Raw genomic sequence first — 13,111 nt, forward strand, 5'->3', positions numbered from 1 at the left:
TGCAGTTTGTAAGGTAGTTCTCACCGTAAGCCGCATGCATCCATAGAGACTAGGTCCTCGGTTGCAGGATTCTTGCAGATGCCCTCGTTTGCAAATAGCCTCGATCTCCACAAGGCACCTGAAGGCGACTATAGCCGCGGACGCGTTCCAGGGCCGGGGGTAGGCTTTCTGACTCTCTGGGTCTGACATGCCAGATCGGCAGGTGAGTACAGGAGCAGGGAGGCGTCGTATAGGTTGGCGTTGAGCGTTGAAAGAAGCCAGCGAAATCGTAGGCCAACGATGAGGACGGAGTCAGCCACGTCGAACACCATCGGCCAGGGCAAACAATCTCACATCAACGAGCCATGTACGACCCACACTAAGGATCCCGACATGACAGCACCAAGTGAAGCGGCCCTCCGCGACATTTATCCCGGTACCCGGGGCCAGATATATTTCGACTCAGCGGCTATTGGGCTAGTGTCTCAGCCCGTCGTCGAAGCAGTTAGCGCAATTGTCCAGGATCATTGTCGTCTTGGCATTGCGGCCAACGAGGCATGGCGCACCGAAATCGCCAAGACCCGCGTCTTGGTAGCGCGCCTTATCGGAGGTGCGGCGGACCGTGTTGCCTTCAGCCAGAACACGAGCACCGCCATAGCGTTAGTCATCAACGGTTTGGACTGGACTGAGGGAGACAACGTAGTCCTCTCGGAAGGAGAGTTTCCTTCTAACTCCTACCCTTGGCTAGCCCTGCGCCGCAAAGGTGTTGAAGTACGCCGAGTGCGTATGCAAAACGGTCGCTCGGCCGAAAAAGCCCTGGTCGGTGCCGTCGACTCTCGCACCAGAGCGCTTGCCGTCAGCTCGGTACAATACTCCTCGGGTTACCGCTACGACTTGCAGTTCCTTGGGGCGGAATGCTCTCGACGGAACACGCTCTTGGTGGTCGACGGGACACAATCTGTCGGCGCACTAAATATGCGGGCGGACGAGTGGGGCATTGATGCCCTCTGTGTCAGCGCGCACAAGTGGCTGAATGGGCCGTTGGGGATAGGGTTCGCCCACTTTTCCGAAAAGGCCATGAATGTACTTCATCCTTCTGTCGTGGGATGGATGAGTGTCAAGGAACCATTCAGTTTCACCTACGAACCAGATCTCGCAGACGACGGGCGGCGCTTCGAATCAGGGACGGAGATCGTGCCAGGCATTGCGGGGCTTGCCGCCACATCGTCGCTTGTTCTAGAAATAGGTACAGAAGAAGTTGAAAGAATAGTCCTTAAGCGAGCCCGCAGCCTTGAGGAAATCTGCCTTCAACGTGGCATGTCGTCGTTCCGTTCAAGCTACGACGAGGCCCATCATTCCGGCATCCTTATGGTCTCATGCAGCGATGATGCCACTCTTCACAGGAATCTGATAGCCGCGAATGTGCGCTGTTCGCTGCGCGCATACGGTGTTCGTCTTTCACCTCACTACTTCAACACCAGCGCAGACATAGAGCAGTTTGAAGGTGTCCTTAGCTCGCTAACCTTGGCCGCTTAATGGCGTGGTCCCGGGCATGCGACGGACACGCAACGCCTGGCTTTTTCAGGTAGTCGAGCGGACGATCAACTCGGGTTTCAGGAGCTCTGAGTCCACCGGGCGGCCGGAAATCCTGTCCAGCAACTTCTTCAGACTTGCCCTACCCATCTCCAGCAAGGGAGAGCGGATCGTGGTCAGAGGGATAGGCAACTGCTTGGAAATGTCGATGTCGTTGTAACCGATGATTGCTATGTCATTACGGATACGGAGACCCGCGTCACGGATGGCGCCCATGGCTCCGACAGCAGTCAGGTCATCCGCAGCGAAGATGGCAGTTGGCCGTTCGGGAAGCTCCAAGAGCTTCCTGCACGCCTCGTATCCTGCCAACGCACCAAACCCGGAAGCAATGATGTGACTCTGCGGCACGTCCATTCCCGACTCTCTGTACGCCGATGTGAAACCTTGGCTTCGCTCGATGCCTGTGCTCGCGGTTATGTCACCGGCGATGATGCCCACCTGCGTGTGCCCGCGCGATATGAGATGCTCGGCGGCAAGCCTCCCGCCAGCCAAGTCGTCGGTGCTCACAGACACCTCGCTGGGCAGGCGCCGCATGGCGAGGACGCAAGGCAGTCCGAGCTTCGAAAGTTCATGTGCTGTGTGATCTGCGATGTGGGAGTCCGCGAGGATGATCCCATCCACCCTGCGCGAGAGCAGGGAATCCAGACGGCTACGTCGGCGCTCAGCTTCGTCCCAGGTATTCGCGACGACGGTGTCGTACCCGGCAAGGCTGGCCGCATCATCAATGCCGGCATAAAGGGTTGCCAAGGCGACGTCGGTCAGGCGCGGAACCAGCACGCCGATAAGCCGGGACCTACCCCTCTTCAGTGCTGCCGCTCCCTCATCCCGGCGATAGCCCAGCAGTGTGGCAAGTTCCCTGACGCGCTTGACCGTGTCGGCGCCGATTCCCGTTGGGTTTGGACTGAGTGCCCGGGAAACCGTGGAGTAGTGAACCTGCGCATGCTTCGCGACCATGGCAAGGGTGACAGGCTTCTGGGCAGGCACACCTCGCTCCGGACTTGTGACCTCGAGTCCCGATCGGACCTCATCCTGTGGCTTCACCATGGGTCCAATCATAGACTTTGGCAGTCTCCGCGTCACCACTCAAACGTGTGCGTTGGGAGATATCGTCACGCCGAATACATGCCAAGCCGTCGCATTTCGGCAATTAGTGATTGACGCCACAGGCAAGCATTGCTAGTGTTTGCTCATCAACCAAACCTCTCCGTTCGAAGGCAAGCCGATTTTCGCAAACGTTTGTGTTGATTCCAGTGCCTGTGAGGGTTCATCGCTTGCCCACATTTTTTCTTTGAGGCGAAAGGGCTGAAAGGCCATGTCAGAACAACCATCGGGATACAGCTCCCGGCTCTATAACGAGGATCTCGCCCCCCGTCGGGAATCCGGTATTTGGAAGGCGTGGGACCTTTTCTGCGTCTGGATGTCAGCAGTCCACAGTCTGGGCGGCTACACGTTCGCGATCGGCCTGCTGGTTCTTGGACTGAACGGTTGGCAGATCATCCTCGCTCTGCTGGGAGGCGTCGCAGTTGTACACCTGGGCTGTAACCTCATGGGGGTCGCTGGACAACGGCTGGGTGTACCGTTCCCTGTCTTCGCCCGCGTCAGCTTCGGTGTCTTCGGCGCCAACGTTCCTGCTCTGCTGAGGGCGGTCGTTGCGATCTTCTGGTACGCGATTCAGACCTATCTGGCATCCGCGGCCGTTATGATCCTCCTTCTGAAAATCGCACCAGGGTTGCAGCCTTTGACTGAACCATCCTTCCTGGGCCTGTCCTTGCTCGGATGGATATGCTTCCTCGGGCTCTGGCTCCTCCAACTCATCGTCCTGCACCGAGGCATGGAAACTGTGCGGAAACTCTCTGACTTCGCAGGACCTGTCATCTGGATCGCGATGCTGGCCTTGGCCGTCTGGATCTTGGCCAAGGCCAACTGGGTCATCGATTTCAACCATACTGAATCAGGACAGAGCCTTCCCTTTGGCAGCGCCGTCGTGGCACTTCTGGCCGGTGTCTTCCTTACCGTTTCCTACTACGCCGGCCCCATGCTCAACTATGCCGACTTTGCACGCAATGCTCCGGACCGGAAGTCTGTCATTCGCGGCAACAGGCTCGGACTCCCCCTCAATGCCTCGCTGTTCGGCGTCGTTGCGGTGGTCATTGCGTTGGGCACCGTGCAGGTATACGGAAAGGCAATCCACGACCCGGTCGCCCTCGTAGCGGAGATCGACAATGTCACCGCACTGCTCGTTGCAACCATCGCTTTTGCCATCGCGACCGCAGGCGTCAACATCGTTCTGAATTTCGTCTCCCCAGCCTACGATTTGGCAAATGTCTTCCCCTCCAAGATCAATTTCAAGCGCGGCGGACTCATCACCGCGTTGATCGCCCTGCTCGTCATGCCGTGGCACATCTACTCCAACCCGCTCGCCATCAACCTGTTCCTCGGTGGAATCGGTGCGCTCATGGGGCCGCTCTTTGGCATTCTCCTGACGGACTACTATCTGGTCAGAAAAGCCAAGGTGAACATCGACGACCTCTACAGCGACTCCCCCAGCGGCCCGTACTTTTACCACAAGGGAACCAATCTCAACTCGATTTACGCGCTGGTCGGCGCCGGTATCCCGACACTTGTCCTCGCACTGGTACCTTCTTTCACCGCTTGGGCTCCCTTCTCCTGGCCTATCGGCGTAGCTTTTGGTGCACTTGCCTGCCTCATCGCCGACAAAATCCACCCCGACTCGCACCGTCGGGCTGCCGAACTGAACCACCTGACCCGCCAAAGCGCCGAAAAATCTGAAACAGCCGCAAACTGAAACGGAAACGACAATGAAGTATCAAATCCTCCAAGGTGGAACCGTAGTCAACAGCACGGGTTCAGCCCGCGCGGACGTGCTCATCACTAACGGAAAGATCGAGGCTGTGGGAGAACTCTCGCATCTGCAGATCGAGAACGCGGAAATCGTCGATGTCAGCGGACGCCTGGTGCTGCCCGGCGGAGTGGACGTCCACACCCATATGGACTCTCCCATGAGCGGAACGGTCACTTCCGATGACTTCGCATCCGGGACCATCGCTGCCGCATGCGGTGGAACCACCACGTTGGTCGACTTTGCAATGCAGCGGCCGGGACAGAAGCTTCTGGAAACCCTTGATGAGCATAGCGAAAAGGCGGCTGGAAAGGCTGTCATTGACTATGGGTTCCACATGTGTGTCACGGATCTATACGAGAATGCTGCCCGAGAATTCCCCGAAATAGCCCAGGCCGGCATTACGAGTTTCAAGGTCTTCATGGCTTACCGTGGCAGCCTCATGCTCAACGACGGAGACCTTTTCGATGTCATGCGTGAATCGAGCAAAGTAGGAGGTCAGGTCTGCATCCACGCCGAAAACGGTGACATCGTTGACCGACTGGCCGACGACCTCATGGCAGCAGGCAAGACCGGACCCAAATCGCATTTGCTGTCACGCCCTCCCGCAACTGAGGTTGAAGCAGTGAACAGGGCAATCAGTATTGCCCGAATGGCTGATGCCTCGATCTACTTCGTTCACCTTTCAACTGAAGGTTCCGTTGCTGCGGTGGCGGAAGCCCGTTCCAAGGACTGGGCTGTTGCTGGGGAAACCTGCACTCACTACTTGACCCTCGGGCCCGAGCTTTATGATGCTCCAGGGTTCGAAGCGGCCAAATATGTTCTGACACCACCCTTGCGTGAAGAAGAGCATCGGAAAGCCCTGTGGCGGGGCCTCAGTGCTGGAAGCCTCAGCGTCGTAAGCTCCGACCACTGCCCGTTCTGCATGGAGGACAAGTTCAGGCTCGGACATGACGACTTCAGAAAGATCCCCAACGGAGGACCCGGCGTGGAACATCGCATGGCGGTCGTGTACGCCGAGGGCGTGCGGAAAGGCCGGATCTCCATGGAGAAATACGTTGAGCTTACCTCCACGGCACCGGCCCGCCAGTTCGGGCTGGGGAGCCGCAAGGGACAAGTCGCAGCGGGCTTCGATGCTGATCTGATCGTCCTGGACCCCAACGGCAGGACCGTCATCACCGCCGAAACCCAGAACCAGAACATGGATTACACCCCATACGAAGGATGGGACCTGCCAGGTGCCATAGAGCAGGTCTACTCGCGCGGAGATCTCGTGGCTAGGGACGGAAAATACGTCGGCAAGTCGGGACGTGGCAAATTCCTCCCTCGGGCGACGGTATAGGAGGTGAATATGAAGGAAACAGCCACCACGTCTTCCCCCGTCGTCGAACGCATTCAACAGGATCTCAACAGCTTGGCCACCTACCGCGATGACAGCCGACCAGGTTGGACCCGGGAAGTCTTCAGCGAAAGCTACCACGCGTCCCGTGAATGGACCAAGCGACTGATGCGTGAGGCCGGACTCGATGTGTTCCAGGACGACGCTGGCAACCTCGTAGGCCGGATGCAGGGACGGGACCCAAACGCAGCACCCATCATCACAGGTTCCCACACAGACACCGTCGACGGCGGTGGACGGTTCGACGGAATTGTCGGAGTCCTCGGAGCTGTCGAAGCAGTCCGTAACATCAGGGAATCAGGACTTCGTCTCCATCGCGACCTGATTGTCGTCGACTTCCTGGGTGAAGAATCCAACGAGTTTGGTCTTAGCTGTCTTGGAAGCCGTGCACTAGCAGGTGAACTGACTCCCGGGGACATGAATCGAGTAGGCACCAGAGGCAACACGCTGGGCCAGGCCTACGAACATTTCGGTCTGGAACCCTCCGCTGCCCTTGGCAAGCCATGGATCAGAGGCACAAAACCGCACGCATATATCGAACTACACGTGGAGCAGGGGAATGCCCTTGAGCAGGCCGGTCTTGGGGTCGGCATTGTCAGTGCAATCTCTGGCATCGACCGTTTGCTTGCACGCTTTGTGGGAAAACAAGACCACGCTGGAACGCGGGCCATGGCCGAACGGCACGACGCGATGGTTGCGGCCGCTTCGGCCGTACTGGCCCTCCGCGCCGAAGGTTGCGGAGCGCCAACGCACGGTGTAGCCACTACGACTTCGGTGACCAACCAGAGCCATTCCCCCAATGTTGTCCCCGGCCTTGTTGAACTGCGTGGCGAGGTTCGCAGCACTGATCGGCAGTGGCTCAGCGGCACGCGTAAGAGACTCGCTGAACAGATAGGCAATGCCGCCAAGGAACTCGGAGTTGAAGCGGACCTCTCGTGGACCACAGACAACGAAATTGTCGAAGCTTCCCGCGGTGTGCAAGACATAGCCGCTGCAGTCGTGGACGCGATGGGTATCCCTTGGATGGCAGTTCCCAGTGGAGCAACACATGATGCTGTTCACATGGCACGTCTGGCCCCCATGGGCATGATTTTCGTGCCCTCGAAGGATGGAAAGAGCCACTGCCCTGAAGAGTGGACAGATCCCGCGGCTATTGGCCTCGGCGTAGAGGTCCTGACGCGGACCTTACGCCAGCTGGACGTCACTGCAACTTTCAACTGAACGCACATAGTATGCGTTATCGGTGGCCCGCTAACTGCGGGCCACCGACACGTAAAGGCAGCAAACAATTCGGCCGACCTTTGCAAACCGAGGCCGGCAGAACACCCCATTGTCAAGTTGACGGCTGCTCCCGAGGTTTGGCTGATCGTCATGACACGACCGTCCTTGGCTAATCTCGGCCACGCACAGCGTTGACCTTGGAAGCACTGGAACCGCGAAGCGTGCCCGTGCTGGGTGCACTTCCAGAAGGAACCTCGAAACTGGCTTTCAGCGTGTTTCGTGAAAGGCTGGTTTTTGGCCAGAAAGGCTGGCTCCATGAGTAAGGAGTGTCCCTACAAGGTACTGCGCGAACCGGATGCAGTCCGTGAAGTCCTTCACCGACCGGACGACTTCAGCCCGGCGAACGCTCTCCTGACCGTCACTCCTATAGGTGGTCAGGCGTTACGAATTCTGCAAAGGGCAGGGTTCGCACTGCCACCGGTATTGGCCAGCAACCCCACGCAATCCCACGCAGGGATTCGAAAAGTTGTGGAGGGCTTCTTGATGCCATCAAAGGTCACTGCGATGGAACCCCGAATCCGGGAACTGGCCGGAAGAGCCGCCGCAAAAGCCGCGCGTCTGGCCAACTCGGGCCGAACGGTGGATTTGGTACAAACCGTCGCAGCGTATCCTCCCGCCATCGCGATGCTGCAACTTCTGGGCCTACCTGTCCGGGACGTTCCCCTGCTGAAAACTTGGAGCCCGGAATCCCTGGAGTTGTTTTGGGGATGGCCCGACCTCGACCGGCAAATCGAACTCGCCCATTCCGCCGCGGAATTTTACGAGTGGTTGCGGGATTTGGTCCTGGAGTCAGTCCGATCTGCCGAACCCAACGTCTTCAAGTCGCTGGCCGCACACGGCTTGGACACTGCCGAAATCTGCTCACTTGGGTACTTCCTGCTAATCGCCGGGCAGGAAACTACCACTCAGCTGATCAGCACGATCTTGTTCAGGCTGCTGGAAGGTTCTCGAGGAATGACATGGGACGAGGCCGTTTCAGGGGCCAAAGCGCGGGACATTGTTCGGCACGTGCTGGCCACTGAGTCATCAGTGCCTACATGGCGCCGAGTCTCTTGCCGTGACACTGAGCTTAAAGGGGAACCGATTTCGGCCGGGGAGGAGATCCTTCTCGAGCTGACGGGAAACCACGGTTTTCCCTGGACCGCCGATGACTCGGCAGACACCGGTGACTGCACGGAAAGAGAAGGCCACACATCGTATGGCCTGGCGTTCGGTTCAGGCATCCACCGCTGCCTCGGTGCGAAACTCGCCGAACTTGTGGCCGTCGTCGTCGTTCAAGAAGCGGCGATGGCGCTGAGGAATATCCGGCTCCACAATTCCAATCCGGATTGGTTTAAGCTGCTGTCGTTTCAAGCTCCGATGACAGTGGAAGTGAAGGTTAGGCCAGCGCGGCCCTGACACGGGCTCAGGGGCTAATGAATTCGTATGGATCTCGCGCAGGATCAGCAACGATGGAAAAATTAGCACATGAAAGTTCGAGCTGAGCACACGGCTGAACAGCTTCAGCGTTGGTTGCACGCGATGGCCCATTTCGGTGCCGCCGTCAACTCCGGTGTGTCGCTCAAAGAACTCTTGGACTTGGTGGCCCAGACCGCCTGCGAGCTAATGTCATATGACTTCTGCGCCATTACGCTCCCGGACAAGGACAAGAAAGTCCTCCTTATCGAAGGCTCCTACGGTCTGTCAGCCGAGTACGTCCAGGACGTGAATGCCGCTCATCCGATTCGACTGCGCGGCGTATCTGCGCCATCACCGTCGAGCCAAGCCTTCGCCTTAGGAGTGCCCGTCCAAGTCAGGGACATCTCAAATAGCCCCGGCTTTAGTCCGTGGAGGACCATGGCGAAGGAACAAGGATTCACGTCTGTAATTGCCGTTCCCCTTATTTCGTCCGGCGAGACGATCGGAACCATGATCTGCTATACGCGCAATGCCCATGACTTCACTCATGGGGAGGAGTCGCTTCTGAGCATGCTGGCAGATGAGGCCGCCATAGCCATCACCACGAATCGTCTCCGGGCGGGACAAGCGAAAGCCATTCTGGATCTGAACGACCTAAACGCGTCGATGCAGGCGCAACACGAAGCTCGGCAGCAAGCTGATGATATTCACAGGCGCCTGACTGCCCTGACGCTCGATGGCGCCGGGATGACTGCCGTTCTCGCTGTGCTGGTCGACATCCTGAACCGTCCGGTTTCCATCTGCGATCCCCACGGGAGGCTTCTCTGCAGCATGATGCATGACGAAGACGAGCTCCCGGCCTCCTTGATCGCCAACCGGCTGGCGTTCAAGGACCCGATTACGGCCGACGACGCTAATTCGACTCTTCTAATCCAGCTTGGGGATACGGAAAAGGCGCTTGCAATGGTGGGGTTTCCTGTAATGACCCGGGGAGAAATCTTGGCCTGGGTTTGGACAAGCGGCCTGTTGGCGGAACTTTCGTCACTTGAAAAGGAGGCCGTGGAGCGAGCGGCATCCGTCCTGGGTCTTGAACTTCTACGTTCCCGGGCAATAGCGGAGATCGAATGGCGGAAGACAGGAGATCTGGTATCCGCGTTGCTGCTGAACTCGGAGGGAGACGTAACGCGCCTGACGTCACTGGCTGTCGAGCTGGGCCACGACCTGACATTTCCGCACGCCGTGCTACTAGCCGGGAAAGTTCCCTACGACAATGGCCGCCTACCGCGCGGTGTTGGTGCCGTTCTCGCGACGATAGCGGGGAAGATGTTCCCTCGACCCTTATTCGGGCTTCATGATGCATACGTCACCGCGTTCTGGCCGCTCTCCCCTGGCATGCACCTTGACGATTTGCGGTCCCTCGGGGACGAAATCCGCATAAGACTGGCTGAGGAGGCTCGAGAGGGACCTCGATCCGTTTACAGCGCCCTCGCCGGACCGGTCACTCGAGTCGCGGACTTTCAGGAAGTGTTCGCCACAGCGCGTGGAGCCATTGAGCTCGCTAGCATGCGTCAGGCAGCTCCAGCTACATTGCGGTTGACAGGTCTGGGCATTGCCGAGATCCTGCTGCGGCTTCCCGACCTGACTGCCGTAAATCGCTTCGTGGACGATAACCTTTCTCCGCTTCGCGAGTTTGACGCAGCGCAGGAAAGTCCTCTTTCACCAACACTCATGGCATTGATTCGCCATAACCTTGACCTCTTCAAGGTGGCGGAGCAGCTCGGTGTTGAAGCGACGGTCATCGCCGAGCGCCAACAGCAAATCGAAAAAATACTGTCAGTGAGGTTAACGGACCTCTCCGATCTCAGGCGCCTGTCTATGGCTCTAGAGATCGAAGAAGCCGTTCATGGGTCGCGACCGTAGACTGGGTTCACCAAGTACATTGCCCGTTGCGTAACGGTCAACCTATTGCGGCCCTAGAATTTTACCGGTACCTGCATCCCGTGCACGGTGCCGGCGCTGATGGCTAGGCTGTGACCAGATCCTTCCAGAAGGACAGGTCCATATCCCATGCGTCACTAACGGACCTATGTGCCACGTGGCCTGCGGCGATGTTGAGGCCGGCGGCGAGGGCGGGGTCGCGGTCGAAGGCGGCCTTGACGCCGAGGTTGGCCAGTGCCACGGCGTAGCGCAGGGTGACGTTGGTCAGTGCGTACGTGGAGGTGTTCGGAACAGCGCCGGGCATGTTGGCAACGCAGTAGAAGATCGAGTTGTGGACCTTGTACGTGGGTTCCTGGTGGGTGGTGGGGTGCGTGTCTTCGAAGCAGCCGCCCTGGTCCACGGCGATGTCCACCAGCACCGAGCCCGGCTTCATCCGGGACACGAGTTCGTTGGTGACCAGCTTGGGTGCCTTGGCGCCCGGGATCAGGACGGAGCCGATCACGAGATCTGCGTCGACGACTGATTTCTCGATCTCGTAGGCGTTGGAGGCGACGGTCTTCAGGCGGCCCTGGTAGAGGGCGTCGAGTTCGCGCAGCCGGTTGATGTTGATGTCCATGATGGTGACATCGGCACCGAGGCCCAGCGCCATGGCGGCGGCGTTGGTTCCCGCAACGCCTGCTCCGAGGACAACAACTTTGGCAGGGCGGACGCCGGGGACGCCGCCCAGGAGGATTCCCTTGCCGCCGGCCGGGGCCATGAGGGAGGACGCGCCGACCACCACGGACAGGCGGCCTGCGACCTCGGACATGGGGGCGAGCAGCGGAAGGGCGCGGCCTTCCTGCACGGTTTCGTAGGCGATGGCCGTGACGCCGGAGTTGATGAGCTCTGCGGTGAGCTCGGGTTCGGCGGCGAGGTGCAGGTAGGTGAAGAGGATCAGGCCCTTGCGGAAGCGGTGGTATTCGGCCTTGATGGGTTCCTTGACCTTCATGACCATGTCCGCGCGGCCCCAGACGTCGTCCGCGTCGGCAACGATCTCGGCCCCGCCGATCGAGTATTCCTCATCGGTGATGCCCGAGCCGAGGCCTGCGCCGCGTTCTACCAAGACCGTATGGCCCTGTGCAGTCAGCTCGTGGACGCCGGCGGGCGTGATGGCTACGCGGAACTCGTTGTTCTTGATTTCCTTGGGTACTGCAACAATCATCGTCTGCCTTCCGCAGGAGTGGGGCTTGAATGTAAGAATGGTTGCAGTTCTCAATGTTTCTTCAAATAAACACCGTAGGAACTACAGGCTGGGAGCTAGTTTCGGGCAATATCTACGTTGAATCGAGGTGTTTGAACTGGTTGAACAAAAGAAAATGCAGGTTGAACTGGACCCGTTGGACAGGCGTCTCCTTGCCCTTCTGACCTCCAATGCCCGGCAGACCAACCAAGCTCTTGCCGAGTCTTTGGGCATTGCTCCTTCGACGTGCCTGGCCCGGCTCAAATCGCTCCGTGATTCCGGAACCATCCAAAGATTCACGATTGACATTGATCCGCAGGCCATAGGTCAACCACTTCAGGCGCTGGTAAGCGTGCGCCTTCGCCCAGGTGCACGCCACTTGATGTCGTCATTCGCCCAAGAACTCCGCACCATGCCGGAAATCTCACAGTTCTTCGTATTGGGTGGCGCAGACGACTTCCTCATACACATCACAGCCAGGGACACAGAGCATATCCGACAGTTCGTGTTGGATCGCTTGTCGTCAAACCAGGCCGTCGCCGGAACTCAAACTAGCCTTGTTTTTGAACACACCAAGAGCGGCGGTCGAACCTAGGAAACGATCTTTAGGAGTTCGGCGACCAGCCCAGGCAACTGATGTGTCGAGGCGAACTGGACGAAAGGACTTCTTCAGCCGTGGACTCCAGGACGCACACGTCGGCTCCTTAGTCACGATGGCAACCGGGAGCCATGCATATATCTGGAGTTGCCCCATGCCTACCTACTTAACTCCGACCGAAGCATGGCAGCGCCTCCAAGAAGGAATCTGTGCTTTATAGCCGGTACCCCTCGATACCCCAATCAGGATGCTCCGTGTAGATCTTCCTTGGTCGAACAACAGAATCCCCTTGAAGTCATTTCGGTTGTTCGGACTCCCGGCTAGCTGCGGAAATTATCTTTGAGCTGGTTTAGGTGACGTCTTTGTGGTTCGCGCCGCCGGTGAAGTAATCGACGATGCCGTCTTGGGATCCTTGGAATACAGCATCAGCCAACTCCGTGTCATCTTGGTTATTATTCTGGGCCCATGCCAGCTATGGCGCGGTCAAGGCCGCCAAAGAAGCCGTGGAGACCCGAGATGCCGCCTGGCTTCATCCATGACCTGGTAGAGCGCATCACACCTTCATTTCTTGCGTCTCTTCGTCATTCCGGTCACGACGTCAATGCGATGGTCGTTAGAACATGTTGAGCAAACTGCGGCCCGCCCAACCGACAGTTCCCGTGTCGTTCAAGAGCAATCGAAGAGCGAGATCTTGCGGTCATAGGGCTTTCCGACACGCTGGACGAGGGGCGTGCTGAGTTGGTCTCGAAGCGGGGCGGCTTCCGCAATGACCGCCAAGCCTGGCACCTCTGCCGATGCGTGGGGCCTGTGTAGATTCTCCGCGAGTGTGCAGATGCGGCTCGAACG

9 protein-coding genes and 1 pseudogene are annotated in these 13,111 nt (G+C 58.4%); 8 read left to right on the plus strand and 2 right to left on the minus strand.

What is annotated here, in order from left to right; genetic code table 11:
- Window positions 1-372 precede the first annotated feature (372 nt).
- The gene (locus HMI59_RS24555) at window positions 373-1,515 is read left to right on the plus strand and encodes an aminotransferase class V-fold PLP-dependent enzyme (RefSeq protein WP_193594503.1); all 1,143 of its coding nucleotides are present in this window, start codon (window positions 373-375) and stop codon (window positions 1,513-1,515) included.
- A 45-nt stretch (window positions 1,516-1,560) separates the two neighbouring features.
- On the opposite strand, the gene HMI59_RS24560 is transcribed toward HMI59_RS24555, so the two are convergent.
- On the minus strand, window positions 1,561-2,616 hold the full coding sequence (locus HMI59_RS24560; RefSeq protein WP_193594504.1) for a LacI family DNA-binding transcriptional regulator: 1,056 nt from the start codon (window positions 2,614-2,616) through the stop codon (window positions 1,561-1,563).
- A 268-nt stretch (window positions 2,617-2,884) separates the two neighbouring features.
- On the opposite strand from HMI59_RS24560, the gene HMI59_RS24565 reads away from it, so the two are divergent.
- The 5 genes from HMI59_RS24565 (at window position 2,885) to HMI59_RS24585 (ending at window position 10,430) form a co-directional block, all read left to right on the plus strand.
- A complete protein-coding gene (locus HMI59_RS24565) occupies window positions 2,885-4,378 on the plus strand; it encodes an NCS1 family nucleobase:cation symporter-1 (RefSeq protein WP_193594505.1) in 1,494 nt (497 codons plus the stop codon).
- Between the two features lie 13 nt (window positions 4,379-4,391).
- Complete coding sequence (gene hydA / locus HMI59_RS24570; protein WP_193594506.1) at window positions 4,392-5,774, plus strand: dihydropyrimidinase; 1,383 nt, start codon at window positions 4,392-4,394, stop codon at window positions 5,772-5,774.
- 9 nt (window positions 5,775-5,783) lie between these two features.
- Window positions 5,784-7,052 (plus strand): M20 family metallo-hydrolase, encoded by a 1,269-nt coding sequence (locus HMI59_RS24575; protein ID WP_193594507.1) that lies wholly within the window; start codon window positions 5,784-5,786, stop codon window positions 7,050-7,052.
- A 315-nt stretch (window positions 7,053-7,367) separates the two neighbouring features.
- Window positions 7,368-8,510 (plus strand): cytochrome P450, encoded by a 1,143-nt coding sequence (locus tag HMI59_RS24580; protein ID WP_193594508.1) that lies wholly within the window; start codon window positions 7,368-7,370, stop codon window positions 8,508-8,510.
- A 69-nt stretch (window positions 8,511-8,579) separates the two neighbouring features.
- A complete protein-coding gene (locus HMI59_RS24585; protein WP_193594509.1) occupies window positions 8,580-10,430 on the plus strand; it encodes a GAF domain-containing protein in 1,851 nt (616 codons plus the stop codon).
- A 103-nt stretch (window positions 10,431-10,533) separates the two neighbouring features.
- Here HMI59_RS24585 and ald read toward each other — a convergent pair whose 3' ends face one another.
- Complete coding sequence (ald, locus tag HMI59_RS24590; protein WP_193594510.1) at window positions 10,534-11,649, minus strand: alanine dehydrogenase; 1,116 nt, start codon at window positions 11,647-11,649, stop codon at window positions 10,534-10,536.
- 154 nt (window positions 11,650-11,803) lie between these two features.
- Here ald and HMI59_RS24595 point away from each other — a divergent pair, with 154 nt between their 5' ends.
- Window positions 11,804-12,262, plus strand: a complete 459-nt coding sequence (locus HMI59_RS24595; protein WP_193594553.1) for an Lrp/AsnC family transcriptional regulator — start codon at window positions 11,804-11,806, stop codon at window positions 12,260-12,262.
- Window positions 12,263-12,419: 157 nt separating this feature from the next.
- Window positions 12,420-13,078: pseudogene (locus tag HMI59_RS24600) on the plus strand (carbonic anhydrase).
- The last annotated feature ends 33 nt before the right edge of the window (window positions 13,079-13,111 follow it).

This window comes from Paenarthrobacter sp. YJN-5 (genome assembly GCF_015040095.1).
Taxonomy (GTDB): domain Bacteria; phylum Actinomycetota; class Actinomycetes; order Actinomycetales; family Micrococcaceae; genus Arthrobacter; species Arthrobacter ureafaciens.